This is a genomic window from Micromonospora sp. NPDC049114, assembly GCF_040648635.1.
In the GTDB taxonomy this organism is placed as follows: Bacteria; Actinomycetota; Actinomycetes; order Mycobacteriales; family Micromonosporaceae; genus Micromonospora.
Genome location: NZ_JBEZEA010000001.1, coordinates 891,207 through 916,221 on the forward strand (window position 1 = coordinate 891,207; position 25,015 = coordinate 916,221).

Consider the following 25,015-nt stretch of genomic DNA (forward strand, 5'->3'; position numbering starts at 1 on the left):
CATGTCCGACGGAATCCAGGTGGACGTCGACGCTCTGCACGCCGCCGCCGCGTCGATCGCGACAACCGGCCAGCAGCTCGGCGAGGCGGTCAGCGGCCTCGAGTCGACGGTGAACGGGTCGGGTAACCCCTGGGGCGCCGACGAGGCGGGCTCCCTCTTCGGAGCCGTGTACGTCGAGGTCCTGACGCACGCGCTCGACGTGTACCGGTCGATGGCCGACCAGTTGTTGGAGGCCGCCGAGAACCTCGACCTCGGTGCCGACGCGCACGAGGCGACCGACCTCGCCAACGCGGAACTCTTCACGAGGATGGAGCTGCCCAGTGGGTATGCAGCTACCTCCTGAACTCGCCGAGGCGCTGGGCTGGGTCGGCTTCACCTGGCCGACCGCCGACGAAGAGTTGCTGTTCGAGGCGTCCCAACTGTGGTTCGCGTTCGCCGGCCGGCTGCGCACGGCCGCCGGGGAGGCCCAGGCGGGCGCGGCGCAGGTCAGCACCACCAACAGCGGCGACGACATCCGCGCGTTCGAGCAGGCGTGGCAGGGCGAGGAGGGTGCGCCGCGCCGCATCGAGGACGGCGCGCAGGCGGCCGAACTGATCGGCATGGCGTTGCTGGTGATGGCCATCATCACCCTGACGCAGAAGATCATCGTGATCGTCCAGTTGACGATCCTGGTCATTCAGGTGGCGATCGCGTTGGCGGCGGCGGCACCCAGCTTCGGCGCGTCGCTGGCCCAGATCCCCGTCTCGATCGGCCTGGCCCGGATGGCGATCCAGCGGGTCATCAAGGAGGTCATCGAACGGGTCGTCAAGGAGATCATTCCGCAGCTGTTGAAGCGCGCGAAGACGCTGCTGCGCCGTTTCGCCCGCAAGGGCGCGAAGCGGGGCGGTCCGAAGCGGCCCGGCGTGCCCGGCCCGCACACCACCCCGCGCTACTCCAACACCAAGGGAATGCTCGACAAGTACCGCAACGAGCATCTGCCCGGAGGACACTTTCCGACGGCCGTACGCCGGCTCAGCCCCGAGGAGCTGGAACAGCACCGGGTCTTCTTCGACAGCGACGGAGTGCTGCGCAGCGCACGCAACGGCGAGCCGTTCGACACGTCGAGCGCGCAGACCGTGTTCAGCGGAAACGGTCAGGCGATCTTCGTGATGGACCGCAACGGCAATCTCTACGCGTCCAATTACCAGCGGGTCGGCGACTTCCACCACTCCACTCTGGGCGGCGGAAACCCGGTCGCCGCGGCCGGCGAGCTGGTCGTGAAGGACGGTAGGGTCCAGTACGCCACGGCGCGCAGCGGTCATTACCAGCCCGAGCCCAGCCACATGGCCAATCTCGACGCCGAGTTCAAACGCAACGGCGTCAACGGGGTTCCGATTCTGGGCTGGGATGGCGGCCGGATCTTCTAGGGGAGTCGACGAGCATGGGTACGGACAGTTGGAAGGGCCACGTCAACGGGATCCTGTACGGGGTCCAGTTCGACAGGACGCTCGACGATTCGGTGGTGACCCGGGTCGCCGACGGGGTGGCCGCCGGGCTCTACCCGGGTGACCGGGCCGTGACGCGGGACGCGCTGGAGCAGGCGCTGCGCTACTCGGGCCCGCTGAACGACCAGGCCGAGACGCCGCACAGCGAGGACGACATCCGCGCGTTCTTCCGGCGGCTCACCGCCGCCCTGGCGGCCCCGTCCGCGCAGAGTTGATCAAGAGGTTCGCGTCACGGCAGCATCCTGTCGTGACGCGAACCTCCTGCTCACCAGGGGTGGGCGGCGGCGGTACCAGGTCGCGAAGAGTGCCACCGCCAGCAGCAGCTCCGCGATGTCACCGCCGTAGTACATGAGTTGGGCGGCCGACCGGAACGCCGCGGCGTCCGGGTCGGTCAGCCCCGGGGGCAGGCTGCCGGCCCGCGCGTAGAGATACTTGGCGAGCGCGGCGTGACCGGCTGACGCGCCGAGCAGCGCGCCGACCCGCACGGCGAGCCCGGGGCGGCGGGGCGCCGGGTCCGGCCCGGCCAGCGACCAGGCGAACAGGTAGCCCGCGGCCAGGTAGTGCAGGTGCACGCCGTGGTGCAGGGCCGGGTGGCGTTCCGCCGCCGCGTACAGCGGGGTGAGCAGCACCAGCGCCAGCCCGCCCGTGCTCAGCAGCGCCGCGGTGACCGGGTGGGCGATCAGGTGCAGCCCTCGGGCGCGCAGCAGCCGGCCCACCCGCCGACGCGTCGAGGTGGGCGCGACGTGCAGCAGCAGCGTCACCGGTGCGCCGAGGACCAGCCCGAGCGGCGCCAGCATGCCGAGCAGCAGGTGCTGCGCCATGTGCCCGCGCGGGTCGTCCGGGAGGTGGGCCAGCGGCCCGACCGCGACCGCCAGCACGGCACAGCCGGCCAGCCAGGCGGCGGTTCGCCGATGGTCCCAGCCGCGCGTGTCGCGTACGGCGGCCAGCAGGTAGCCGACGGCCAGCACCGCGACCGGGAACAGCGGCAACCAGCCCGGCCCGTCCGCCGGGTGGCCTCCGTGCGCCCATGCCGCCGGGCCCGGAGCTGCTGCCGTCACCGGGGGCCGTCACCCGGTCGGCGGGACCGCGTCCACCAGACCAGGGCCGCGCCGGCCAGCAGCAGTACCGCGCCGCCCACGTTCCACACCACGTCGTACGGCAGCAGGTGTACGCCGTAGCGGATCTGGTGCACCCGGAGCACCTTGTGGTCGACAAGCCCGTCGAAGAGCTGGAATCCCCCGGCGCCGAGCAGGAAACCACCCCAGGCCAGCCGTGGTGACAGGACCAGCCGTCGGCGCAGATCGGCGAACCAGAAGAACCCGCCGACCAAGGCGATCACCTCGGCGGCGTGCAGCAGCCCGTCCGAGAGCAGCGCCACCGACGGGGTGGACCGGTCGTAGAAGTGGTGCCAGGCCAGCACCTGGTGGAAGACGATCTCGTCCACGGCGGCCATGATCGCGACGCCGATCAGGACGCCCGCTAGCGTGGACGACCGGCCGTCCGGCACGGCGACCGGACGCTCCCGCGGCAGGCTGCTGTCGACCACCACACACCTCGCATCCACCCGGGTCAGGGCCGAACTACCCCAAACTGGCCGAGTCATGCCCGCCGGAGCCCTGCCGGCATGATCATTGGGTGGGCGGGCCGGATGCCTCGCCGGCAACGGAGACCGGAGGAGGTGCCTGTGCCGGACGCGGACGAACTCGTCGCCGACGCGCTCGCGGCGGTGCGCGGCACCGACGTACGACAGGCCGAACGGCAGCTGGACCGACTGATGGTCGGCACCGGCGCGACGGACAGCGCCACTGTGGTGGACGCTGCCCTGCGGCGTCGGCTGGTCCGTGGCCTCGGGCAGCTCTGGCCCCGCGGCTGGCAGCCGGTCGACGTGCACCGGATCACCGCCCGGCGGCTCGACGCGCGGGCGGCCCGGCTGGTCCGGGACGCGCTGGCCGCCCAGCGACGCGAGCAGGCCGGGCCGGTCCCCGACTGGTGGGACGACCAGCTGCGCGCGCTGGCCGCCGAGGGCCGGGACGACGGCCACGACCTGCTGGCCGCCTGGACCGCCGCGGAGGGACTGGACCGGGTCGACGCACTCCGCGCCGCGGTCGACGTGCTCGCCCTGGTGGAGAGCCTGCCGCCGATCGCGGTGCTGCGCCCGCCGCCCGGCTCGACCGGGGCTGCGGTCCCCCGCACCGCCGGTACGGGCCGCAGCGGGTCGCCGATGCTGGACCGGGTACGCGCGCTGCTCGCCAAGGCCGAGTCGACCACCTTCCCGGCCGAGGCGGAGGCGTTGACCGGGAAGGCGCAGGAGCTGATCGCCCGGCACAGCATCGACGAGGCGCTGCTGGCGGCCGGGGCGGAGCGCGGCGACCTGCCGGGCGGGGTGCGGCTGGGCACCGAGACCCCGTACGCGGGGGCGAAGGCGCTGCTGGTGCAGGAGGTGGCGGCGGCGAACCGGTGCGAGGCGGTCTGGTCCGACGACCTCGGTTTCACCACGGTGCTGGGGTGGCCGGCGGATCTCGTGGCGGTGGAGCTGCTCTACACCTCGCTGCTGGTGCAGGCCACCGCCGCCATGCTGCGCGGTCGCGCCGAACGCCGGCCGGGGTCCGGCCGGCGGACGAAGGTGTGGGACGAGTCCTTCCTCAACGCGTTCGCGCTGCGGATCGGTGAGCGGCTGCGCGCCGCCACCGAGGCGGCCGACCAGGCGGCTGCCGAGACGGCCGGGCCGGAACGCCTGCTGCCGGTGCTCGCCGCACGCGGCGAGGCGGTCCAGGAGCGGCTGGGCGCCCTCTTTCCGGGCGTCACCCGGCACCGGCTCAGCGTCCGCGACGCCGAGGGCTGGTCGTCCGGCACCTCGGCGGCCGACCGGGCCGCGCTGGACGTCGGCGGCGGCCAGCGGCCCCGACAGGTGCCGGGCCGGCCCTGATCCGCACGGCGTGGGACCACCGCCGGAGAGTATTTCTGCGATTTTCTTCGGTACGCGGTAGGGAACGGGGCGTCGGCTCCGACCCTCCGGTGAGCCGCACCCCGCCCGGGGAGCGACCAGCCAAGCGAGGAGCATCGCCGTGAAGTACATGCTGCTGATCTGGAACCGGCCCGGCTTCACCGAGGGGCTGCCCGAGAAGGACCGTAACGCCCTGTTCGGCGAGGTGGACACGATCATGAAGGAGCTGACCGAGAGCGGCGAGCTGGTCGACGGCCAGGCGCTGGCCGATCCGTCGCAGACGCAGACGGTCCGGCTCGCCGGCGGTCACCCGGAGATCGTCGACGGGCCGTTCATGGAGAGCAAGGAGCAGTTCGCCGGCTACCTGACAGTCGACTGCGACAGCCCGCAGCGGGCCGCCGAGATCGCCGCCCGGTGGCCGGACGTGCGCTTCGGCGGGGCGATGGAGGTCCGCCCGGTCATGGAACAGGCCGGGACGGAGATGTGACCGACGACCGGACGGTCGAGGATCTGCTGCGCACGCTCGCGCCGCAGGTCCTCGGCCTGCTGGTCCGCCGGCACGGCCAGTTCGACAGGTGCGAGGACGCCGTCCAGGAGGCGTTGCTCGCCGCCGCGACGCAGTGGCCCGGACAGGGCGTACCGGACAACCCGCGCGCGTGGTTGCTCACCGTGGCCACCCGCCGGCTCACCGACGAGTGGCGCAGCGAGAGCGCCCGCCGGGACCGCGAGGTGGCGGTGACGCGGCGCGAGCCGGCGTACGCCCAGGTGGCGCCGGCGGCCGACGCGGAGCCGGCGGTGGCGGACGCCGACGACACCCTCACCCTGCTCTTTCTCTGCTGCCATCCGGCGCTGGCACCCTCGGCGCAGGTGGCGCTGACGCTGCGGGCGGTCGGCGGGCTCAGCACCGCCCAGATCGCCCGGGCGCACCTGCTGCCCGAGGCGACGATGAGTCAGCGGATCCGGCGGGCCAAGCAGCGGATCGAGGCGGCCGGTGCCCGGTTCCTGATGCCCGGGCCGGGTGAGCGTGCCGAGCGGCTGCGGACCGTGCTCCGGGTGCTCTACCTGATCTTCAACGAGGGGTACACCGCGTCCAGCGGACCGGACCTGCGACGGGCCGAGCTGACCGGCGAGGCGATCCGGCTGGCCCGCGTCCTGCACGGGCTGCTGCCCGACGACGGTGAGGTGACAGGTCTGCTGGCGCTGATGCTGCTCACCGACGCGCACCGGGCGGCCCGGGTCGGCGCGGACGGCGAGCTGGTGCCGCTTACCGAGCAGGACCGCACCCGGTGGGACGGCGGCGCCATCGCGGAGGGAGTCGCCCTGGTCACCGAGGCGCTGACCTGGTCGCCACCCGGCCCGTACCAGCTCCAGGCGGCGATCGCGGCGGTGCACGCCGAGGCGCCGACGGCGGCGGAGACGGACTGGCCGCAGATCGTGGCGCTCTACCGGCTGCTGGCCCGGCTCGCCCCGAACCCGATGGTCACCCTCAACCAGGCGGTGGCTGTGTCCATGGTGGACGGTCCGCGGGCGGGACTCGCCCTGCTCGCGCCGCTGGACGCCGACGAGCGGATGGCCGGGCACCACCGGCTCGCCGCGGTCCGGGCGCACCTGCTGGAGCTGGCCGGGGAGCCGGGCGCCGCGCGGGAGGCGTACCTGGCGGCGGCACGTGGCACGACGAGCCTTCCCGAGCAGCGCTATCTGGAGCGGAGAGCCGCCCGGCTGGCGGGCCGACCGTCCCGCGCCTGACGTACCGCGTCCTGCGCTGACCACGGCACGGCCCGGTCGCCGCACGGCGCTGCCGCGCGGCGACCGGGGTGTCGGTCAGCTCGACACGTCGACCGCCGGGCAGCGGGCGCCCCGGGCGGGCACCACCTGGTCGATCAGGTACGCGTCGACGGCTCGGCCCACGCAGGGGCTGGTGGTGTAGCTGCCGTGGCCCCAACCCTCGTACGTCAGCAGCACTCCGTGCCGACCCAGCTGCCGCGCCACGTTCGTGGCCCAGGTGTAGCCGCTGGCCGGGTCGTGCACGGTGGCGGCGAGCAGCAGCGGCACGTCGCTGCGGACCCGCAGGCGGTGCTGCGGGTCGGCGACCGGGGTCGGCGAGCCCAGGCAGGTCACCAGGGCGAACAGCGCCGGCGGGTAGCGCAGGTCGGGCGCGAGCCGGGCCGCCCGGCGCACGTGTGCGGCGTACTCGCGGTAGTCGCGGACCGGCAGGTCCCAGTCCTGACAGAAGACCGCGAAGGGGTACGGCGCCACGGCATCCGCCGTACGCGCGCTGACGCCCGGTGTCGCGGCGCCCTGGAGCTTCCCGATCCACTCGGCCAGGCCCGGCCACCGCCCCGTGTCGTAGAGCTGCTTGTGCGCGAGCCGGCTCAGCTCGAACGGGGGCAGTGCGGCCCCGGCGCGGTCCGGATCGGTCAGCAGGCCACGCTGGGCCCGGTCGTGCAGCCCGGCCCAGATCGCCCGGACGTCCCGACCGTGCAGGACGCAGTCGGCGGACCTGTCGCACCAGGCGACGAACTCGTCGAACGCGTCCTCGGCGGTGACCGCCTGGGTGTCGACGAACGCGCGGACGCCGAGGCTGTGGTCCACGGCGGCCTCCAGCATCACGGCCCGGACCTTGTCGGGGAACAGCTCCGCGTAGCGCTGACCGAGCAGGGTGCCGTACGAGCTGCCGTGGAACGTCAGCCGCCGTTCGCCGAGGGCGGCGCGGACGGCATCGAGGTCGCGGGCGGCGCTCGTCGTGTCGACGTGGTCGTAGAGCGGGCCGGTGCGAGCCCGACAGTCGGCGCGCAGCAGCGCGTTGCCGGCAAGCGTGGCGTCGAACTGGGCCTGGTCGGCGATCAGCTGCGGTTGCCGGGCGAGCAACTCCCGGGCGCAGAGCACCGGATGGCTGCGGCCGGTGCCGCGCGGGTCGAAGCTGACGACGTCGAACCGGCGGCGCAGCTCGGCGCTGAACCGGGAACTTCCGGTCACCACCCGGTCGACCCCGCTGTCGCCGGGTCCACCGGGACCGAACACCAGCGCACCCGTGCGGGCGGCCGGGTCGGTGGCGGCACGGCGGGCCAACGCCAGGTCGAAGCGCTCGCCCCGGGGCTGGTTCCAGTCGACGGGCAGCGACAGGGTGCCGCAGTCGGCCGTGGCGTCCGTGGGGCAGGGCTGCCAGTCGATGGCCTGTCGCGCGGCGGCCGGGCTCGCCGGGGTCAGGCCGGCGGTCGTGAGGGCCAGGGCCACCGCCCAGGCGAGGGCGGATTTGCGTACGTGCGGCATGGGGTGCTGTCCTCTCCCCGAAGGAGCGTTACCGGTGAAACTCGCCCACTGGGCGAGGTGATGCTGCTTCCACCCGGGCCGTCGAGTGGCCGCTCGACGGCCCGGGACCTTCGTCCGGTGCGGTCAGTCGACCTCGCGCAGGACGCGTTCGAGCGTGGCCATCCGGGTTTCCATCCCGCCCAGCCGGCCGTCCATGGCCGTGAGCAGGCGGGCGTTCTCGGCCTGGGCCTGGGCTGCCGTCTCGGCGAGCCGGCGGTAGTCGTCCGCCCGGGCCGTCTCGTACCGGGCCCGCCGGGTCTTGGCGAGTTGGACGACTGTCACCGTGACCACGCTGATCAGAAAGCCGAAGATGCCGATCGCGCCGACGACCTCGGTCCAGTCGTGCTCGCTCATCGGTCCGCTCCGGGCTGCTCGGTCGAGTCGGGCACGGTCAGCGTCTCGACCGCCGCCGCGATGACCTGGGGGGTGAGTGTGAGCGCGAACGGCTCCACCTCGTAGTAGTTCATGGCCTTCCCGTCCTCCGACAACTCCAGGCGGGCGGTGACCAGCCCGGCCGCCGCCAGCTTCCTCAGGTGGACCTGCAACAGCGCTCGGCTGATGCCCAGTTGCCGGGCCAGCCCGCTGACATAGGCACGTTCCCGCGCCAGCGCGGCGACGACCCGCAGTCGGTGCGGGTTGGCCAGGGTGGCCAGCATCCGGACCAGGTCGTCGCCGGTCGGCGGTGGAGCGGCACTCATAACCAGCCCTTGCACATGCCAACAGAAGTTAGCAGGTGTGGCCGCACGGCGGTGTGGACGACGAGGGGAATCAGGGGGATCTCAGGGTTCACGACCCCGGACACACAGCACGCCGGGCCGGTGAGTGATCACCGGCCCGGCGTGCGGGTTACGTCGTACGTCAGCTCTTGAAAGCGTCCTTGATCTTCTCGCCCGCCTGCTTGAGCTTGGCCGTGGACTGGTCTGCGCGACCCTCGGCCTCGAGCTGCTCGTTGTCGGTGGCGCGACCGGCGCCTTCCTTGAGCTTGCCGGCCGCGTCCTCGCTGGCGTTGTTGATCTTGTCATCGATACCCATGTGCCAACCTCCATTGCGAGCGTCGCTACGACCTCAGCAGTACCCCCGCCGTCCGCCGCCCAACCATCGCCGTCGTCACAATCCGAGATCGGCTGCCGAACGGAACCGGCGCAGGCGCAGACTGTTGGCCACCACGAAGACCGAGGACAGCGCCATCGTGGCACCGGCGATCATCGGGTTGAGCAGGCCGGCGGCGGCCAGCGGCAGGGCCGCCACGTTGTAACCGAAGGCCCAGAACAGGTTGCCCCGGATGATCCCGAGCGTGCGCCGGGACAGCCGGATGGCGTCCACCGCCGCGTCCAGGTCACCCCGGACGAGGGTGAGATCGGACGCCTCGATCGCCACGTCGGTGCCGGTGCCCATCGCCAACCCCAGATCGGCCTGGGCCAACGCCGGCGCGTCGTTCACCCCGTCACCGACCATCGCCACCGACCGCCCCTGCGCCTGAAGCCGCCGGACGACGTCGACCTTGCCGGCGGGCAGCACCTCGGCGATCACCTCGTCGATGCCCACCTCGGCCGCGACCGCAGCGGCCACGGTGGGGTTGTCGCCGGTCAGCAGGACCGGGGTGAGCCCCAGGGCGCGCAACCGGGCCACGGCCGTCCGGCTCGTCGGCCGGACCACGTCGGCGACCGCGAGCACGCCCCGCGCCCGTGCGTCCCAGCCGGCGACGATCGCCGTACGCCCCGCGGCCTCCGCGTCCCGCACGGCCAGATCGACCTCCGGCGGTACGTCGACACCGCGCTCGCGCAGCAGCCGGAGCCGGCCGACCAGCACGCTCCGACCGTCGACCGTGCCGGTGACGCCCAACCCTTCGAGGTTGGCGAAGTCGGTCACCGGGGGCAACGCTGCGGCCTCGGCGGCGCCGGCGGCGACCGCCCGGGCGATCGGGTGCTCGGAGGCGGCCTCCAGCGCACCGGCGAGTCGAAGCAACTCGGCCCGGTCCTCGCCGTTGGCCGGCACCACGTCCACCAACGTCATCCGGCCGGTCGTCACGGTGCCGGTCTTGTCCAGCACGACCGTGTCGACGCGGCGGGTCGACTCCAGCACCTCCGGGCCCTTGATCAGCACGCCGAGCTGAGCGCCCCGACCGGTGCCGACCAGCAGTGCGGTCGGCGTGGCCAGGCCGAGCGCACACGGGCAGGCGATGATCAGCACGGCCACGGCGGCGGTGAACGCGGTGGTCGGACCAGCGCCGGTGCCCAGCCACCAGCCGAGGGTGCCCACCGCGAGGGTGATGACGATCGGAACGAAGACGCCGGAGATCCGGTCGGCCAGTCGCTGCACGGCCGCCTTGCCGCTCTGCGCCTGCTCGACGAGGTCGGCCATCCGGGCGAGCTGGGTGTCCGCGCCGACCCGGGTGGCGGTGACGACCAGCCGGCCGCCCGCGTTGATCGTCGCCCCGACCACCCCGTCGCCCGGGCCGACCTCGACTGGCACCGACTCGCCGGTCAGCATGCTGGCGTCGACTGCGGACGTGCCCTCGTCGACGACCCCGTCGGTGGCGATCTTCTCGCCGGGGCGGACCACGAACCGGTCACCGACGGCGAGCTGGTCCACCGGGATCCGGGTCTCCACGCCGTCGCGCAGCACCGCCACGTCCCGGGCGCCGAGTTCGAGAAGGGCGCGCAGGGCCGCCCCGGCGGTCCGCTTGGATCGGGCCTCGAAGTAGCGCCCGGCCAGGATGAACACCGTCACCCCGGCGGCCGCCTCCAGATAGATGTTGCCGGCGCCGTCGGTGCGGGTGATGTCGAAGCGGAAGGGGTGCGTCATCCCGGGCATCCCGGCGTCGCCCAGAAAGAGCGCCCAGAGCGACCAGCCGAACGCGGCCAGGGTGCCCAGCGAGACCAGGGTGTCCATTGTCGCGGCGCCGTGCCGCAGGTTGGTCCACGCGGCCCGGTGGAACGGCAGCCCGCCCCAGACCACCACCGGGGCGGCGAGGGTCAGCGAGAGCCACTGCCAGTAGTCGAACTGCCACGGCGGCACCATGGCCAGCAGGACCACCGGCACGCTGAGCACCGCCGACACCCACAGACGGGTACGCGGCCCACGCAGCGGGTCGACCGGCTGCTCGGTCGTCGGCGGAGCCGGCAGGGCCGCCGTGTAGCCGGTCTTCTGCACCGTGTCGATCAGGTCGTCAGGCGTGACGCTGTCGACGTACCGGACGGTGGCCTTCTCGGTGGCGTAGTTGACGGTGGCGCTCACCCCGTCCATCCGGTTCAGCTTCTTCTCGATCCGGGCGGCGCAGGCGGCGCAGGTCATCCCCCCGATGGCCAGTTCGATCCGGTTCGGCGCCTCGGGCAGTGGTCTGCTGGTGGTGGTCATCGTCTGGTCCCGTCAGTTGTGCCCGTGGCCGGGGGTGCCGTGCTCGGTCGGCGCCGGCCCGCTCGGGGTGGGGTCGCCCCCGGTCGGGGCGGTGCCGGCGACGACTGTGAACTCGGCGGTGTGCACCCGCCCGCCGTGCCGGAAGTCGAGGTAGAGCCGGTAGCTGCCGGCCGACGGCACCTCGGCGGAGAAGGAGATCTCCGGACCGGGCCGGGTGCGTCCGTCGCCGGGTGTTCCGTCCGGGTGTACATGCAGGTACGCGAGATCGCCCCGGCGCAGCGCCACCAGGTGCCCGTACGCCCCCAGGTAGGGCTCCAGGTCGGTGACCGGTCGCCCGTCGCGGCTGACGCTCAGGGCCAGTGACGAGGTGCGGCCGGGCTGCGGCACGCCGGCCAGCGTGACTGTGTAGCCGTCGACCGTGGTGCTGGTCGCCGGGGCGGGCAGCGGCCGTTCGGTCAGCTCACCGGGGACTGTCACGTCCACGCCGAGGGTCAGCGCCTCACCCCCGGTGGGCGTGAAGTCGGCGAACGCCCGCCACTGCCCCGGGCCGTCCAGCGGGGTGTCGACCCGCCAGGTGCCGTCCGGGGCGAGGTCCGGGTGCACGTGGTGGAAGCCGGACAGGTCCCGCCGGGCGACGATCAGGTGCATCCGCTTGTCGTGCGCCACGTCGTACCTGGTCACCGGGCGGCCGTCCGGCCCGCCGATCTGGAAGGCGAACTCGCCGGCCGGGGCAGCGACCGGAACGAGCGTGTAGCCACGATCGGAGACGAGCAGGCCGCCGGGAACCCGCTCGGCCGCCTCGTCGTGCACGGTGGGGCCCGGGCCGTGGGCGGCGCCGCCGCCGGGCCGGCTCTCGGCGACCGGGTCGATCGGATCGACCACCCGGCCGACCCCGTACGCCGCGCCGAAGACCGCCGCGAGACCGAGGGCGAACCCGCCCATTCTGGTCACGGTGTTCATCCCGGGCCTCCCGCTCACGCCTCGACGAGGTCGTAACCGGCCTCGTCGACCGCGGCCCGGATGGAATCGGTGTCCACGGGCTGCTCGCTGGTGACGGTGACCCGGCCGGTGGCGAGATCCACCTGCACGTCGCGCACCCCGGCGATGGCGCCCACCTCGGCGCTGACCGCGCTGACGCAGTGCCCGCAGGTCATGCCCCGCACCTGGTACGTCGTGTCGACCATCGAACCGCTCCCTTCGTCTTCTGCCAGCCTATACCCCCCAGGGGTAAGGCCGAGGCAGACTCGTACTCCGTCAGGTACCGGTACCCGGTGGGGGTATCGGACACGAGGGACGTTACCATACCCCCCAGGGGTACGCTATTCTCGTCGCCATGACCACACCCACACCGATCCGCGGCTACACCGCCAGCAAGGACCAACTGCTCGCGCGGCTCCGCCGCGTCGAGGGGCAGGTCCGGGGCATCGAGAAGATGGTCGACGAGGACCGTTACTGCATCGACGTGCTCACCCAGATCTCCGCGATCCAGGCCGCGCTCGACAAGGTGGCCCTGGGCCTGCTCGACGGGCACGCCCGCCACTGCATGCACGAGGGGGCGGCCGAAGGTCGGGCCGACGAGATGGCCACCGAGATGATGGCTGCCGTCGGCCGGCTCATGAAGCGCGGCTGAGCCGGTCAGTCGGGCTCCGCGTCGAGGCGTACCCGGCGGAGCAACTGGGCGTTGAGCGCCACCACGATGGTGGACGCCGACATCAGCACCGCCGCCACCGCCGGGCTCAACGCCACCCCGGCCCAGGCGAGCACGCCGGCCGCCAGCGGCAGCGCCACCACGTTGTAACCGGCGGCCCAGGCCAGGTTCTGCCGCATCTTGCGGTACGACGCCCGCGAGAGCCGGACCACGGCACCGACACCGCGCGGGTCGGACGACGCCAGCACCACCCCGGCGGACTCGATCGCCACGTCGGTCCCCGCCCCGATGGCGATGCCGACGTCGGCGCGGGCCAGCGCCGGCGCGTCGTTCACCCCGTCGCCGACCATCGCCACGGTCAGCCCTCGCCGCTGGAGGTCCGCGACCCGGCCGTCCTTCTCGGCCGGCAGCACCTCGGCGAAGACCTCGTCCACCCCCGGCTGGAAGCCGAGATCGGCGGCCACCGACTCGGCCACCGACCGCGCGTCGCCGGTGATCATGGCGATGGTGCGGACGCCTTCGGCACGGAGCTCGGCGATGGCCTGCCGGGCCTCCGGGCGCACCTCGTCGGTGAGCGCGAACGCCCCGAGCACGGTGCCCGGCAGCCGCACCAGGTACAACACCACGGCCCCGCGCGCCGACCACCGGCCGGTCGCCACCTCCAGGTCGTCCGGGAGCGGCCGACCCAACTCCCGCAGCAACGCCGGGCCGCCCACCGCGTACTCCGTACCGTCGACGGTGGCCCGCACGCCGCGGCCCGGCAGCGACCGGAAGCCGGTGCCACGCGCCGGGCCGGCGGACCCGGCCGCCGTCACGATCGCCCGGGCCAGCGGATGCTCGCTGTCGGACTCGACGCCGGCGGCGATCCGCAGCGCCTCCTCCCGCTTCAGGCCCGGAGTCGTCACCAGGTCACTCACCGCGTGCTCACCGCGGGTCAGCGTGCCGGTCTTGTCAAAGAGCACCGCGTCGACGGTCCGCATGCGCTCCAGCGCCAACCGGTCCTTGACCAGGATCCCGCGCCGCGCCGCCAGGGCCGTGGACAGTGCCACGACCAGCGGGATGGCCAGGCCGAGCGCGTGCGGGCAGGCGATCACCAGGACCGTGACCGTACGGACCACCGCCTGGTCGGGCTCACCGAGCGCGGTCCAGACCGCCAGCGTCACCACTGCGGTGCCGGCGGCCACGTAGAACAGCGCGGCGGCGAACCGGTCGGCAAGCAGTTGGGCCTGCCCACCCGAGCGCTGCGCCTGCGCGACCATGCGCTGGATGCCGGCGAGCGCTGTCTCGTCACCCAGCGCCTCGACCCGGACCCGGATCGCCGAGTCGGTGGCGACAGTGCCGGCCACCACCCGCTCGCCCGTCGACCGGGCCACCGGCCGCGACTCACCGGTGATCATCGACTCGTCCAGTTCGGCGTCGCCGTCGACGATCCGGCCGTCCGCCGGCACCCGACCCCCGGGCCGGACGAGCACCACGTCGCCCACCCGCAACGCGCTGAGCGGCACCGGCTCGGGCCGCCCGTCCGGCGCCACACGCTCGGCCTCGTCCGGCAGCAGCGCGGCCAACGCCGCCAACGCCCCCCGGGCCTGCCCGATGGCCTTCATCTCCTGCCAGTGCCCGAGCAGCATGATGGTGACCAGCGCGGCCAGCTCCCACCAGAAATCCAGGTCGAAGGCGCCCAGGCTGGTGGCCAACGACGCCGTGTAGGCGACCGTGATCGCCATCGCGACCAGCAGCATCATTCCCGGCGCCCGGTCCCGGATCTCGCGCACCGCGCCGACCAGGAACGGCCAGCCACCCCAGAGGAAGACCACCGATCCGAACACCGGCCCGATCCAGGAGCGACCGGGAACGTCCCATCGGAGCCCGAGCCGGTCCATCACCAGGTGACTGGTCAGCACCACCGGCACGGTGAGCACCAGGCAGACCCAGAACCGGCGGCGGAACATCGCCGGGTCGTGGCCGGCGTGCTTGTCGTGGCCGGCGTGCTTCTCCGGGCCGGCGTGCTTCTCCGGGCCAGCGCGCTTCTCCGGGCCGGCGTGCTGATCGTGGGCGGCGTGCTGATCGTGGGCGGCCGGCGTCGCGTGCCGGTTCCGGTCGGCGGCCTGCTCGGGGACGGGCTCGGACATGACTCCAACATGCCGCTCCGGCCCAGGCCGCGCGAGCGGTTCGACCATCCGACACTCCGCCACGACCTGCGACACCCAGTTGGGCTGGCTAGCATCTCCGGCGATGGCCTACCGGACTCCGCCGCCCAGTCGGGCACCGGCGCCGCCACGGCGCGGCGCCTGCGCCGACCGGCCGGCCCAGTGGATCACCCTGGGTAACCAACGGGTCGTCAACCAGCAATTCGATGCGCTCGTCACCGCGTTCGTCCGGCGGAGGTGAACCGCCCGGCCCGTCCGCACGTACCCCGCACCGGATCGTTGGGAGTTCTCGCATTGGGTTCCGACCACAGCCATACCGCCCGCCCCGCCCCGCCCCGGGTCCGGCGGATCCTCGTCGCGACGGTGGTGCCGCTCTTCGTGGCCACCGTCGTCGCCGCCGTGGTGCTCTGGCCACGGGACGGGGCGCCGCAGGCCGGCGGTGGCACTGACGCGCCGCGCCACCACGGCACGGTGACCCGGGTGGTGACCGAACCCTGCCCGCCGTCGGCCAGCCCGGAGGGCACACCGGCCACCGGGCCGTGCGGCACGGTGGACGTACGGGTCGAGGACGGGCCGAGCGCCGGCCAGCAGGTACGGACGCCCGTCCCCGCCGGACCCGGCGCTCCACGCGTCGAGGTCGGCGACGACGTCGTCCTGGTCGAGCTGACCGACCCGACCGATCCCACCACCAGCAGCTGGAACATCGCCGAGCATCAGCGCGGAACGCCGCTGGTGTGGCTCGCGGTGGTCTTCGCCGCCGCGATCGTCGCGTTCGGCCGGTGGCGGGGCCTGGCCGCGCTGGCGGGGCTGGCCGCCAGCTTCGCCATCCTGCTCACCTTCGTGTTGCCGGGCATCAGCGCCGGTCGGCCACCGCTGCTGGTGGCGGTGGTCGGCGCCGCCCTGATCATGTTCGTGGTGCTCTACCTGACACACGGAGTGACCGCGCAGACCTCGGTCGCGGTGCTCGGCACCCTCGGCAGCCTGGTGCTCACCGGAGTGCTCGCGACCATCGCCACGGCCGCCACCCGGCTCACCGGCTTCGGCAGCGAGGACGCCACCACGCTGTCGATGTTCCAGGCCCACGTGGACCTGCGCGGCCTGCTGCTCGCCGGGATCATCATCGGCTCACTCGGGGTGCTCGACGACGTGACAGTCACCCAGGCCGCCACCGTCACCGAACTGGCGAACGCCAACCCCGGTCTGAGCCGGCTACAGCTCTACCGGGCGGCCACCCGGGTCGGCCGGGCGCACATCGCCTCCACGGTCAACACCATCGTCCTGGCGTACGCGGGCGCCTCACTACCGCTGCTGCTCCTGCTCACCGCCGACACCCGCCCCCTCGGGCAGATCCTGACCAGCGAATTCCTCGCCCAGGAGATCGTCCGCAGCGCGGTCGCCACACTCGGCCTGATCGCCGCCGTACCCCTCACCACCGGGCTGGCCGCCGTGGTGACCGCGGCCGGGGCGACGCCGACGCAGGACACGGACGCCGACGTCCTGACACCGCGCCCCCGTCGGGACCGGACGGAGACACTGGCCGCTCTCAGCTCCCCGCCAGGGGGTCGGCCCGACGGACCCGACCCGGAGCGGAACGCACCCCCATCCACCGCCACCACCGGGTGGCCAGAGCCGAACAGGAGCACTGATACGGCATGGTGACACTCCTCAGCGTGACCGGATCGGGCACTCGCCCTGAGAACCGCGTCACTGGTCACTCAACGCCATGGCGAAATGACACTTTTAGTCGGCATCAGGACGTAGCTCAGGCGGTGGATTCTCGGGTAACCTCGCTGCCGGCCACCGACGAAGGCGCGCAGCGGCGCCTGCGGTGCCACCGCCCAATCGCCAACCGGCGAGCCGGGGACCCAGGTACGTGGGGTGAATCCGCGACAGCGGTAGGGGCCACTTCCGCCCCGAACCCGTCAGCTAACCCGGTCGGCGGTCGACGGAAGGGAACATTGTGACGGCACCCCTACGCCGCTGGTTGACACCCGTGGTGGCCGTGCTCGCTGCGCTGACCGTGTTCGCCGGCCCCCTCCCGGCCCACGCCGCCCCGACGACCCCCACACCGTCCGGGCACGAAGAGGAAGACGAACCCAAGCTCCTCACCGACGTCATCGAGCAGACCAACCGGGACTACGTGGCGGCCAAGTCCAAACTGGACAAGTCCAAGAAGCGGCAGCTTGAGCTGGCGGTGGAGGTCCAGCGGGCCAAGGCCGACCTGGACGCGCTGGCCCCGCAGGTCGCGCAGATCGCCGCCCAGTCGTACCGGACCGGACGGGTCGGCGCGATCGCGATGCTGCTGGAGAGCGACGCCCCGGACTCGTTCGTCCGCCGAGCCGCGGCGCTCGACGAGATGAACATGGTCAACGAGAAGAAGCTCGCCGAGGTCAACGCGGTCAAGTCCCGCGCCGAGCAGGCCAAGCTGGCCCTCGACGCGGAGATCCGCGAGCAGCAGAAGCAGACCGCCCTGATGGCGAAGGACAAGCGCGACGCGGACAAGGCGCTCGCGCTGGTCGGCGGTCAGGGTTTCACCGGCGGTCTGGTCGACGCCGTCTCGCCGGTCGCCCGGATCGGCCCGGGTCGCACCGCCGACGGTGACTGGAAGCCGCAGTCGTGCAGCGAGGACGACCCCACCACCTCCGGTTGCGTCACCCCGCGCACCCTGCACGCGTACAAGGAGGTCAAGCGGGCCGGCTTCAACCGGTTCGTCGGCTGCCACCGCAACGGTGGCCCGTACGAGCACCCGAAGGGCCGCGCCTGTGACTGGTCGTTGCAGAAGAGCGGCTTCAGCCCGTGGCACAACAACGACACCCGCATGTACGGCAACAACGTCGCCGCGTTCCTCATCCGCAACGCCGACCGCCTCGGCATCTACTACGTGATCTGGAACCGGCAGATCTGGTTCCCGGCGACCGGCTGGAAGTCGTACAGCGGGCCGTCGAACCACACCGACCACGTCCACATGTCGATGCTCTGATCCACCCGACGAAGTCCGAGGGCCGTCCCGCATCAGGCGGGACGGCCCTCGTCGGGTCAGGCGCGGCGAAAGCCGCCGGGCGGCAGTTGTCGGGTCAGGCGGCGGCGGAGGCTGCCGGGTCGTCCGAGGTCGCCGCATCGGCCGGTACGGGGGTCACCGGGCGCACCACGCCGGCGGCGAGCCGGTACGACATGCCCACCACCGCACACCGCCCCTGCGCCACCTCGCCGGCCAGCACGGGCGACTGCCCGAGCAGCGTCTCGACGGTCTGCGCGATGTGGATGTCGACGATGCCGTCGATGTCGTCCACGCCCTCGGCGGCGGCACGTCGCAGGCTGGGCACCACCGCGTCGACGACCGCGGGAAGGTGCCCCGGGGGCGCGACACCGGTGGCGGCCGCCTCGCGGGCTGCCTGCACGGCACCGCACGAGTCGTGGCCGAGGACCACCACCAGTGGAGTGCGGAGCACGGTCACGGCGTACTCCACGCTGCCCAGCACCTCCGGGCCCGCGGTGTGGCCGGCCGTCCGGACCACGAAGAGGTCGCCAAGCCCCCGGTCGAAGATGATCTCAGCGGCCAGTCGGGAGTCGGAGCAGCCCACGACCACCGCGAACGGGTGCTGCCCGTCGGCCACGGCGGCCCGGTGCCCGGCGTCCTGGTTGGGGTGGCGCGGCGCCCCGCTGACGAAGCGCCGGTTGCCGGCGGCCAGCTCGGCGTACGCTCGGGCCGGCTCGGTCGGCGTCGACGCTCGATCGGCGGCCCGCTGCGGACCGGGCTGCCCTCCAGGCGTACCGGAACGGCTCATTCCCGCACCTCGTCTCCACGCGTTTTACCTGCTCAAGAGGCTCTTCAGCCGGGCCGGCGGTGGGCGCTGGCTCGGGCTCAACGGTCACACGCACCGCAAGATGCGTCAAGATATGCGTGATTTAGATTTCATACGTAGACCCCGAACCGGCCCTTCGGTCGTTGGGACCGGGCCGGCCCGTCGGCACCTGGCCCGACCCCTCTGGCGGGCACGCGGGTGAAGCGGACAACCGGAGAGGCGGCTCCACGATGACGAGCGCGGCGACGGCCGGAGGCGGCCGGAACTGGACGTTCCTCACCAACCACGGGCATGTGCTGCTGGCCATCGCCCGCGATCCCACAGCACGACTGCGCGACGTGGCGGCCGAGGTGGGCGTCACCGAACGGGCCGCCCAGGCCATCGTCGCCGACCTGGAGGCCGGCGGTTACCTGCACCGCACCCGGGTGGGGCGCCGCAACGAGTACACCCTGAACCCCGCCGGCCACTTCCGGCACCCCGCCGAGGCCGACCGTCAGGTCGGCGACCTGCTCGCCCTGTTCGCCGAAACACCCGCCGACGACGTCTCCTCCCGACCCTGACCGTCGTCGTCGCACGCCCGCGTCGAACGGCGAGCCCGGACCCGCGTCGCACGCCGGCCCCGAACGGCGAGCCCTGACCGTCGTTCCACGCCGGCCTCGAACGGCGAGCCGTACCCGCCCGGCCGGCGTCGTCGCGCCCGAAGCTGAGCGAGGTCACCGATCCCGCCCCGAACGGCGGTCGCCGGGCGCTGCCCGACGCGGTGCAGCGGTAATCTCTGCGGGTGCGCGAATGCCTGCCGCCGAGCGCGACCCATCCGTCCCGCCGTGGCGTCCGAGCTGTCCTCAGTGGAACGCTAGCGGTCCTGCTCGGCGCCGGCCTGGTGGTTCCCTCCTCTCCGGCGCTAGCGGCGGCGCCCACCTGCGGCCCGGCCGGCGAGGACGGCCTGGTGCAGATGCCGTGGGCGCTGCGGAGGGTGGATCCGGCCTCGGCGTGGCCGCTGTCCCGGGGCGCCGGGGTGACGGTAGCGGTCATCGACTCCGGGGTCTCCGCCATCCACCCGACCCTGAAGGGTCAGGTGCTCGAGGGCCGCGACTTCAACAACCTGCCGGCCAACCGGGGGCAGTGTGACCTGGCCGGTCACGGCACGATGGTCGCCGGCATCATCGCCGGCAAGGACGGCACGGGGGTGCCGTTCAGCGGTATCGCCCCGGCGGCGCGCATCCTGCCCATCCGGGTCCTGCCGGACGCCAAGGGCACCAACGACGAGGGGCTACCCGGGCAGATCGCCGCAGCCATCGACTGGGCTGTCGACAACGGCGCCGACGTGATCAACCTGTCCCTGGTGACCCTGCCCCGCCCCGAACTGGCACAGGCCGTCGAACGCGCCCTCGCCAAGCGGGTGGTGCTGGTCGCCGCCGCCGGCAACCGGCAGGAGACCCAGGAGGACAGGCCCGCCTACCCGGCGGCGTACCCCGGGGTGATCGCCGTGGGCGGCGTGGACGAGCAGGGCGGGCACGTGGGCACCTCGGTCAGCGGCACCTTCGTCGACGTCGCCGCGCCGGGACTGAACATCGTCGGCCCGGCGCCGGGTGGATCCGGCTACCGCGCCGAACCGACGGGTGGCACCAGCTTCGCCGCCGCGTACGTCTCGGGGGTGGCCGCGCTGGTTCGGGCCGCCTACCCGGATCTCACGCCGGAGCAGGTCGCCGACCGGTTGGAGCGGACGGCGGACAACCCGCCGCAGGGGCGCAACGCCGAAGTCGGCTACGGCGTGGTCAACCCGTACCGGGCGGTGTCGAGCCTGCTGGGCACCCGCACCAATCCGCCGGTTGACGTGCTTGCCGCACCGGCCCCGGCGGCCGATCCGCTGAGCTGGCAGCGCTCCGTCGCGATCTGGGCCGCCGCGGTGGGGGCTCTGCTCGCCGTGCTGCTGCTGATCACGCGACCGATCATGGCGCGTGGCCGCCGACGCGGCTGGCGGCCCGGCCGACGTACCGACGAACCGGTCACCGGCTGAGCGTCGGCTCCGCCGCCGCAACGGTCGGCCCCTGAGACACGTCACGGCGCTGCTGCGGTCGACCGCAGCAGCGCCGTGACGCGAAAGGCTCAGCGCAGGATGCCGGAGGTGCCACCGCCGTCGGCACCCCACACGTCCTCGTCCTCCTCCAGCCAGGTGTTGCGGGCGGTGTCCTCCTCGCCGTAGCCGGCACCGCCGCCCGTCCCGGCCACGCCACCGGCACCGCGAGCGCCAGCGCCCCGACCGCCGGCACCCGCCGCGCCACGCCCGGCGCCACCCCGACCGGCGCCGGCGCCACCGGCGGCACCACCCATCCCGGGTGCCATGCCGCCGCCCAGCTTGCCGCCCGCGCCGAGTCGGCCACCGGCGCCCCGGCCACCGCCACGACCGGCACCCGCCGCGCCGCCGCCCATCATCGGGCCCATGCCCGGCGAGACCGCCCGGCCGAGCGCGCCGCCACCCGCGAGAGCACCGGCGCTGCCCAGGCCGCCACCGCCGCCGCCGACCCCGCCGGACGAGCCCAGGCCGCCCGAGCCCAGGCCGCCGCCTCCGAGGCCGGAGCCGAGACCTGGCGAACCGCCGCCACCCGCACCGGCGAGGCCACTGCTGAACTGGTCGTCCGCACCGCCGACGCCCGGGACGCCGCCGGTGCCCGGGTAGTTACCGGTGCCGGGGTCGTAACCACTCGACAGGTCGGGGTGGGCGCTGGAACCGCCCGGCAGGTTGCCGGTGTCCGGCATGCCTGTGGCGCCGATCGAGGGCGTGGCACCGAGGCTCCCGGTGGACGGGCTGCCGCCGAGCTTCGGCACACCACCACCACCGCCACCGCCACCGCCGCCGTTGTCCAGCTTGGGGATCTCGTGCGTCGGTTCCTTCGTGCCAAGCGGGCCAGCATCGCCCGGGGTGCCAGGCGCGATGGCCTGGTAGTCGCCGCTCACCTGCTCGTAGACGCGGGCCGCGTCGTCCGACTGGTCGTTGATCCAGTCGGCGATCGCGGTCACCGGGTCGAGCCAGCCCAGGAAGTCCGGCGAGACCTTCGCCTCGAAGAAGCCGACCCCGAGGGTCAGCTTCGCGTTGCGCGCCTCCAGGACGTCGTTGACGCAGGTCGCCGGGATCGGGAAGTCCCGCTGGGCCGCGGTGAGCTTGTCGGCGGCGGTCTTGAGCGACTGGACGATGCCGGTGCCCTTCTCCGCGTCCGCCACGATCTGCCCGGTGTCCTTGGAGATCTGCTCGATGTGGCCCTTGAACGCTTCGTACGCAGGACCCTTCCAGGTCGTGCCCAGGTCCTTGATGTTGGTGTCGAGGCTCTGCTTGACGTTGTTGAGATTCTTGATCAGCTGTTCCCAGCCGAGGGCGGCGCTCTCCACGTCACCAGGCCGGCCGTCGATGACGACCTTCTGGCACATCTCTTCCCAGCTCAGGCCCACCTTCGTCCTCCCCCGTCCTAGCGGCCGTCGCCGTTGCCGGCCACGTCGCCGAAGACACGCTGCATGTCGGCGGCGGACATCCTGTTCTGTTCCTCCGCCGTCTCGTAGTTCTGCTTGACCTGGCGCAGCGCCTCCGCCGCGTCGTACAGGTTCTGCGAGAGCCTCCGGACACCTGACTCGGTGCCCTGGTAGAGCCCCTGGTGCTTGGCGGCCAACCGGGCCGCCCAGTCGAACCCGCCGAGCGGGCTCGGCTGGCCTCCGGCCCCACCTGCCACGCCGCTGGCCGCGCCACCCATCAGGTCCTGGATGTCGACCATGTCGTAGGACAGCTTGTTCAGGTACGCGGCGTGGGTCTCCAGCCAGGTGATGGCCGAGTCCAGGCTTGTCGCGTCCCACTCGGTCTTGACGCCGGCCTCACCCGGCGCGGTGACCAGGCCCTTCGGCGTTGCGGCGTGGTTGACGTTGTCGATCTCCAAGCCGGTCACGGCCAGACCCGCCGTCGGCACCCCGCCGACCGGGACCGGGATGTAGAGGTCGTCGTTCACGTACCGTTCCGGCTGGGTGGTTCTGTCGTCCGTCATCGGTCCCCTCCCCGAAACCCTGACTGGTGGCCTGCGTTCACTGCTGCTGGTGGCCGGGTGGCGGCGGGCCCGAGCCCGGCCAGCCGGACGCGCCCGGCGGTGACGCCGGAGCGGTCGGTGCCGGCGGGTAACCAGGCGCGGGATGGCCCGGCGGGTACCCCTGCCCCGGCTGGCCCGGCGGCGGACCGTAGCCCGGAACGGGCTGCGGCGGCGGACCGTACCCGGCCGGTGTCGGCTGGGTGGCGGGCCAGCCTGGTGGCGGCATGCCGGGTGCGCCTGGGTACGGGCCGACAGCGGCCGGCGATGGGCGCCGCCTGCGGCGTCGCAGCACCACCAGCAGCACGATCAGCCCGATGATCGGAACGCCGAGGCAGAGCCCCACCTGGACGATCGCGCCGGCCTTGTTCGAGACCCCGAACTCGACCGCCGGCCCGTCGTCGTCACCGGGGCGCGCGGCGCTGCCGGTGCGGGTCGGGCCGGCCGGGCGGCCCGCGCCCTCCAGGAGCGGGTTCGCCGTGACGGCGGGCACCGATCGGGTCAGCGCGGCGACCGGATCGACCCTGCCGAAGCCGAACTGCGGGTCCCGCCCGGCCCGCCCGGCGTCGCGGGCGGTTCTGATCAGCCGGTTGACGACGTTGGCCGCGTCGAGCTTCGGATACTCCGAGCGGACCAGCGCCACCACCCCGGAGATGAGGGCGGCCGCCGAACTGGTGCCGCTGCCCAGCCCATAGCCGTTCGGCGAGACGCCTTCGGGCGCCGGCGCGATGATGCTGTCCATCGGACTGGCGATGACGGTCTCCGGCCCCTGCACCGACCCGGCGAAGAAGCCACCCTGCTTGCCGAACCCGGAGACGGCGACAACGCCGGGGATGTTGGCGGGCGAGGTGACCTGTCGGTCGCCCTGCTCGACGTTGCCCGCGGAGGCGACCACGACGGCATCCTTGCTCAACGCGTAGTTGACGGCGTCCACCACATCCGGGGAAGCCGCCCTGTTGCCACTGCCGAGCGAGAGGTTGATGACGTCAGCGCCGTTGTCCGCGGCCCACCGGATACCCAGGACCATGTCCTGTTCGTTGAAGTTCGCGCCCATCGCAACGGGCAGGATCTTCGCGGCCGGGGCGATGCCCAACACATGCATCTCGCCCCCGCCGCGCCCGGCGATGATGCCGGCCATCGCGGTGCCGTGCCCCTTCACCTTGTCGTCGTCACGCCGCCCGTCCGGGGGAGCCATGGCGTTGGTGCCGTGCCCCGCGAGCACCTGCCCGCGCAGGTCGGGATGGCTGGCCTCGACGCCGGTGTCGACGACGGCGACCACGACGCCAGCACCCTTGGTGATCTTGTGGGCGGCAGAGATCTTGAGGTAGTCCAGGTACCACTGCTGAATGCCCCGGACCGTGTCGGCGGCCTGGGCCGGCGCCGGCGCGACAGTCACCGCGGGCGCCAGCGCGGCGCACAACGCCAGCACTGCCGCGCCCATGGCCCGTGTCGATCGGAAAGGCTTCCCCGTACGCATCGCTCTCCCAGTACCTCGCCGACGCCAACGCAGTGCGGCTCCGGCCCGGTCGAAGCCGGACCGGAGCCGCACCGGTGATTGTGTCAGCCCCACACCTTGGAGTTGCTCATCTCGGTGGAGACGTAGTTCTCGCGGGCGATACCGACGGCGCCGCCGATCTCGTTCAGGATCCGGTTGATGTCCCGGACCGACGAGTCCCACTTCGCCTGGTGCTGCTCGTAGGCGGTCCGGTCCTCGCCCTCCCACTGCAGCTTGGACAGCATCGACCGCAGCGTGTCGAGCTTCTCGTCGATGGTCTTCGAGATGGCCTGCATCTGCTGGTTGCTGCTCTCGAGGACCGCGTAGTCAACCTTGATCGTCACGACTTCCTCCTCTGCTGGCTACGGATCACGGGTTGAGAGCAGAGTGGAACTTGTCCAGCATCTGCTGCTGCTCCTCGTCGTTGACCTGGTGCGTCGTACCCGACTTGTCGAGCAGGTCCGCGATGTTGTCCATCGCGGTCAGCAGGTTGACGGTGTCCTCGTTCCAGCGCGTCATCAACGACTGGAACCCCGTGGACGCCTGACCCTTCCACGCCATGGCCAGGTCGTCGACTACGTTCCACAGCTTCTTCAGCTCGCCGTCGACCTCGCTGCGCGTGGACCGCACGTCACTCGCGGCGGTATGCAGAGTCGCAGCTTCGACCTCGAACGCCATGCTTCACACCCTTCCGTCATGTTGTGGCGGCGGCTTTGCCGCGCCCCTCCCCCGCGGCAAGGCAGCAACACCCCACCGACGGACACTCC

27 protein-coding genes and 1 riboswitch are annotated in these 25,015 nt (G+C 72.9%); of the genes, 11 read left to right on the forward strand and 16 right to left on the reverse strand.

The window, feature by feature from the left end:
* Nucleotide 1: 1 nt before the first annotated feature.
* Genes AB0B39_RS04250 through AB0B39_RS04260 form a run of 3 tightly spaced genes read left to right on the forward strand, consistent with a single transcriptional unit; the run spans nt 2 to nt 1,699 of the window.
* The gene (locus AB0B39_RS04250) at nt 2-343 is read left to right on the forward strand and encodes a hypothetical protein (protein ID WP_357573467.1); all 342 of its coding nucleotides are present in this window, start codon (nt 2-4) and stop codon (nt 341-343) included.
* Nucleotides 327-1,406 carry a hypothetical protein gene (locus AB0B39_RS04255; RefSeq protein ID WP_357490923.1) on the forward strand — a complete coding sequence of 360 codons (1,080 nt, stop codon included), beginning with the start codon at nt 327-329 and terminating at the stop codon, nt 1,404-1,406. Before AB0B39_RS04250 ends, AB0B39_RS04255 begins: the two co-directional genes overlap by 17 nt.
* Before the next feature lie 14 nt (nt 1,407-1,420).
* The gene (locus AB0B39_RS04260; RefSeq protein ID WP_357573468.1) at nt 1,421-1,699 is read left to right on the forward strand and encodes a hypothetical protein; all 279 of its coding nucleotides are present in this window, start codon (nt 1,421-1,423) and stop codon (nt 1,697-1,699) included.
* Here the strand turns inward: AB0B39_RS04260 and AB0B39_RS04265 are convergent, their stop codons facing one another.
* Both AB0B39_RS04265 and AB0B39_RS04270 read right to left on the reverse strand, forming a co-directional pair.
* Nucleotides 1,700-2,542, reverse strand: coding sequence for a cytochrome c oxidase assembly protein (locus tag AB0B39_RS04265; protein WP_357573469.1), 843 nt, complete (start codon nt 2,540-2,542; stop codon nt 1,700-1,702).
* On the reverse strand, nt 2,539-3,030 hold the full coding sequence (locus AB0B39_RS04270) for a DUF2243 domain-containing protein (protein ID WP_357573470.1): 492 nt from the start codon (nt 3,028-3,030) through the stop codon (nt 2,539-2,541). The genes AB0B39_RS04265 and AB0B39_RS04270 overlap by 4 nt, the downstream gene beginning before the upstream one ends.
* 138 nt (nt 3,031-3,168) lie before the next feature.
* Between AB0B39_RS04270 and AB0B39_RS04275 the strand changes: the two genes are divergently transcribed.
* The 3 genes from AB0B39_RS04275 to AB0B39_RS04285 all read left to right on the forward strand — a co-directional run bounded on the left by AB0B39_RS04275 (nt 3,169) and on the right by AB0B39_RS04285 (nt 6,174).
* Nucleotides 3,169-4,410 (forward strand): DUF2786 domain-containing protein, encoded by a 1,242-nt coding sequence (locus AB0B39_RS04275; RefSeq protein WP_357573471.1) that lies wholly within the window; start codon nt 3,169-3,171, stop codon nt 4,408-4,410.
* Between the two features lie 148 nt (nt 4,411-4,558).
* The gene (locus AB0B39_RS04280; protein ID WP_357573774.1) at nt 4,559-4,915 is read left to right on the forward strand and encodes a YciI family protein; all 357 of its coding nucleotides are present in this window, start codon (nt 4,559-4,561) and stop codon (nt 4,913-4,915) included.
* Entirely contained in the window at nt 4,912-6,174 is a 1,263-nt protein-coding gene (locus tag AB0B39_RS04285) for a DUF6596 domain-containing protein (RefSeq protein WP_357573472.1), read from the forward strand. Before AB0B39_RS04280 ends, AB0B39_RS04285 begins: the two co-directional genes overlap by 4 nt.
* Before the next feature lie 75 nt (nt 6,175-6,249).
* On the opposite strand, the gene AB0B39_RS04290 is transcribed toward AB0B39_RS04285, so the two are convergent.
* From AB0B39_RS04290 to AB0B39_RS04320, 7 genes are all read right to left on the reverse strand, one after another.
* Entirely contained in the window at nt 6,250-7,698 is a 1,449-nt protein-coding gene (locus AB0B39_RS04290; protein ID WP_357573473.1) for an alpha/beta hydrolase, read from the reverse strand.
* Nucleotides 7,699-7,821: 123 nt separating this feature from the next.
* Nucleotides 7,822-8,091, reverse strand: coding sequence for a hypothetical protein (locus tag AB0B39_RS04295; RefSeq protein ID WP_357573474.1), 270 nt, complete (start codon nt 8,089-8,091; stop codon nt 7,822-7,824).
* A complete protein-coding gene (locus tag AB0B39_RS04300) occupies nt 8,088-8,435 on the reverse strand; it encodes a helix-turn-helix domain-containing protein (RefSeq protein WP_234589654.1) in 348 nt (115 codons plus the stop codon). The genes AB0B39_RS04295 and AB0B39_RS04300 overlap by 4 nt, the downstream gene beginning before the upstream one ends.
* Nucleotides 8,436-8,595: 160 nt before the next feature.
* Entirely contained in the window at nt 8,596-8,769 is a 174-nt protein-coding gene (locus AB0B39_RS04305; protein ID WP_139583988.1) for a CsbD family protein, read from the reverse strand.
* A 75-nt stretch (nt 8,770-8,844) separates the two neighbouring features.
* Complete coding sequence (locus AB0B39_RS04310; protein ID WP_357573475.1) at nt 8,845-11,094, reverse strand: heavy metal translocating P-type ATPase; 2,250 nt, start codon at nt 11,092-11,094, stop codon at nt 8,845-8,847.
* 12 nt (nt 11,095-11,106) lie between these two features.
* The gene (locus tag AB0B39_RS04315; protein ID WP_357490941.1) at nt 11,107-12,054 is read right to left on the reverse strand and encodes a hypothetical protein; all 948 of its coding nucleotides are present in this window, start codon (nt 12,052-12,054) and stop codon (nt 11,107-11,109) included.
* 14 nt (nt 12,055-12,068) lie between these two features.
* Entirely contained in the window at nt 12,069-12,278 is a 210-nt protein-coding gene (locus AB0B39_RS04320; protein WP_357490943.1) for a copper ion binding protein, read from the reverse strand.
* Nucleotides 12,279-12,427: 149 nt separating this feature from the next.
* Between AB0B39_RS04320 and AB0B39_RS04325 the strand changes: the two genes are divergently transcribed.
* Nucleotides 12,428-12,724 (forward strand): metal-sensitive transcriptional regulator, encoded by a 297-nt coding sequence (locus tag AB0B39_RS04325; protein ID WP_266248359.1) that lies wholly within the window; start codon nt 12,428-12,430, stop codon nt 12,722-12,724.
* Between the two features lie 5 nt (nt 12,725-12,729).
* On the opposite strand, the gene AB0B39_RS04330 is transcribed toward AB0B39_RS04325, so the two are convergent.
* Nucleotides 12,730-14,691 (reverse strand): copper-translocating P-type ATPase, encoded by a 1,962-nt coding sequence (locus tag AB0B39_RS04330; RefSeq protein WP_357492040.1) that lies wholly within the window; start codon nt 14,689-14,691, stop codon nt 12,730-12,732.
* 492 nt (nt 14,692-15,183) lie between these two features.
* On the opposite strand from AB0B39_RS04330, the gene AB0B39_RS04335 reads away from it, so the two are divergent.
* Complete coding sequence (locus AB0B39_RS04335; protein ID WP_357490945.1) at nt 15,184-16,548, forward strand: YibE/F family protein; 1,365 nt, start codon at nt 15,184-15,186, stop codon at nt 16,546-16,548.
* A gap of 166 nt (nt 16,549-16,714) precedes the next feature.
* Nucleotides 16,715-16,845: riboswitch (cyclic di-AMP (ydaO/yuaA leader) on the forward strand.
* A 4-nt stretch (nt 16,846-16,849) separates the two neighbouring features.
* On the forward strand, nt 16,850-17,869 hold the full coding sequence (locus AB0B39_RS04340) for a hypothetical protein (protein WP_234589620.1): 1,020 nt from the start codon (nt 16,850-16,852) through the stop codon (nt 17,867-17,869).
* 94 nt (nt 17,870-17,963) lie between these two features.
* On the opposite strand, the gene AB0B39_RS04345 is transcribed toward AB0B39_RS04340, so the two are convergent.
* Nucleotides 17,964-18,674 (reverse strand): carbonic anhydrase, encoded by a 711-nt coding sequence (locus AB0B39_RS04345; RefSeq protein ID WP_357573476.1) that lies wholly within the window; start codon nt 18,672-18,674, stop codon nt 17,964-17,966.
* Nucleotides 18,675-18,922: 248 nt separating this feature from the next.
* On the opposite strand from AB0B39_RS04345, the gene AB0B39_RS04350 reads away from it, so the two are divergent.
* Both AB0B39_RS04350 and mycP read left to right on the forward strand, forming a co-directional pair.
* Complete coding sequence (locus AB0B39_RS04350) at nt 18,923-19,252, forward strand: MarR family winged helix-turn-helix transcriptional regulator (RefSeq protein ID WP_357573477.1); 330 nt, start codon at nt 18,923-18,925, stop codon at nt 19,250-19,252.
* A gap of 221 nt (nt 19,253-19,473) precedes the next feature.
* On the forward strand, nt 19,474-20,709 hold the full coding sequence (gene mycP / locus AB0B39_RS04355; protein WP_357573478.1) for a type VII secretion-associated serine protease mycosin: 1,236 nt from the start codon (nt 19,474-19,476) through the stop codon (nt 20,707-20,709).
* An 89-nt stretch (nt 20,710-20,798) separates the two neighbouring features.
* Here mycP and AB0B39_RS04360 read toward each other — a convergent pair whose 3' ends face one another.
* The 5 genes from AB0B39_RS04360 to AB0B39_RS04380 all read right to left on the reverse strand — a co-directional run bounded on the left by AB0B39_RS04360 (nt 20,799) and on the right by AB0B39_RS04380 (nt 24,926).
* Nucleotides 20,799-22,136 carry a WXG100 family type VII secretion target gene (locus AB0B39_RS04360; protein WP_357573479.1) on the reverse strand — a complete coding sequence of 446 codons (1,338 nt, stop codon included), beginning with the start codon at nt 22,134-22,136 and terminating at the stop codon, nt 20,799-20,801.
* A gap of 17 nt (nt 22,137-22,153) precedes the next feature.
* Nucleotides 22,154-22,717 (reverse strand): hypothetical protein, encoded by a 564-nt coding sequence (locus AB0B39_RS04365; RefSeq protein ID WP_357490954.1) that lies wholly within the window; start codon nt 22,715-22,717, stop codon nt 22,154-22,156.
* 37 nt (nt 22,718-22,754) lie between these two features.
* Complete coding sequence (locus AB0B39_RS04370) at nt 22,755-24,194, reverse strand: S8 family serine peptidase (RefSeq protein WP_357573480.1); 1,440 nt, start codon at nt 24,192-24,194, stop codon at nt 22,755-22,757.
* A gap of 119 nt (nt 24,195-24,313) precedes the next feature.
* A complete protein-coding gene (locus tag AB0B39_RS04375; protein ID WP_354855539.1) occupies nt 24,314-24,592 on the reverse strand; it encodes a WXG100 family type VII secretion target in 279 nt (92 codons plus the stop codon).
* A gap of 25 nt (nt 24,593-24,617) precedes the next feature.
* Complete coding sequence (locus tag AB0B39_RS04380) at nt 24,618-24,926, reverse strand: WXG100 family type VII secretion target (protein ID WP_234590029.1); 309 nt, start codon at nt 24,924-24,926, stop codon at nt 24,618-24,620.
* Nucleotides 24,927-25,015: the final 89 nt, after the last annotated feature.

Bases quoted from the DNA above. Each gene is read 5' to 3' on its own strand.
- AB0B39_RS04250 (WP_357573467.1), top strand. From the start codon at position 2: ATGTCCGACGGAATCCAGGTGGACGTCGACGCTCTGCACGCCGCCGCC.
- AB0B39_RS04255 (WP_357490923.1), top strand. From the start codon at position 327: ATGCAGCTACCTCCTGAACTCGCCGAGGCGCTGGGCTGGGTCGGCTTC.
- AB0B39_RS04260 (WP_357573468.1), top strand. From the start codon at position 1,421: ATGGGTACGGACAGTTGGAAGGGCCACGTCAACGGGATCCTGTACGGG.
- AB0B39_RS04280 (WP_357573774.1), top strand. From the start codon at position 4,559: ATGCTGCTGATCTGGAACCGGCCCGGCTTCACCGAGGGGCTGCCCGAG.
- AB0B39_RS04290 (WP_357573473.1), bottom strand. From the start codon at position 7,698: ATGCCGCACGTACGCAAATCCGCCCTCGCCTGGGCGGTGGCCCTGGCC.
- AB0B39_RS04295 (WP_357573474.1), bottom strand. From the start codon at position 8,091: ATGAGCGAGCACGACTGGACCGAGGTCGTCGGCGCGATCGGCATCTTC.
- AB0B39_RS04300 (WP_234589654.1), bottom strand. From the start codon at position 8,435: ATGAGTGCCGCTCCACCGCCGACCGGCGACGACCTGGTCCGGATGCTG.
- AB0B39_RS04305 (WP_139583988.1), bottom strand. From the start codon at position 8,769: ATGGGTATCGATGACAAGATCAACAACGCCAGCGAGGACGCGGCCGGC.
- AB0B39_RS04310 (WP_357573475.1), bottom strand. From the start codon at position 11,094: ATGACCACCACCAGCAGACCACTGCCCGAGGCGCCGAACCGGATCGAA.
- AB0B39_RS04315 (WP_357490941.1), bottom strand. From the start codon at position 12,054: ATGAACACCGTGACCAGAATGGGCGGGTTCGCCCTCGGTCTCGCGGCG.
- AB0B39_RS04320 (WP_357490943.1), bottom strand. From the start codon at position 12,278: ATGGTCGACACGACGTACCAGGTGCGGGGCATGACCTGCGGGCACTGC.
- AB0B39_RS04325 (WP_266248359.1), top strand. From the start codon at position 12,428: ATGACCACACCCACACCGATCCGCGGCTACACCGCCAGCAAGGACCAA.
- AB0B39_RS04330 (WP_357492040.1), bottom strand. From the start codon at position 14,691: ATGTTCCGCCGCCGGTTCTGGGTCTGCCTGGTGCTCACCGTGCCGGTG.
- AB0B39_RS04345 (WP_357573476.1), bottom strand. From the start codon at position 18,674: ATGAGCCGTTCCGGTACGCCTGGAGGGCAGCCCGGTCCGCAGCGGGCC.
- AB0B39_RS04350 (WP_357573477.1), top strand. From the start codon at position 18,923: ATGACGAGCGCGGCGACGGCCGGAGGCGGCCGGAACTGGACGTTCCTC.
- AB0B39_RS04365 (WP_357490954.1), bottom strand. From the start codon at position 22,717: ATGACGGACGACAGAACCACCCAGCCGGAACGGTACGTGAACGACGAC.
- AB0B39_RS04370 (WP_357573480.1), bottom strand. From the start codon at position 24,194: ATGGGCGCGGCAGTGCTGGCGTTGTGCGCCGCGCTGGCGCCCGCGGTG.
- AB0B39_RS04380 (WP_234590029.1), bottom strand. From the start codon at position 24,926: ATGGCGTTCGAGGTCGAAGCTGCGACTCTGCATACCGCCGCGAGTGAC.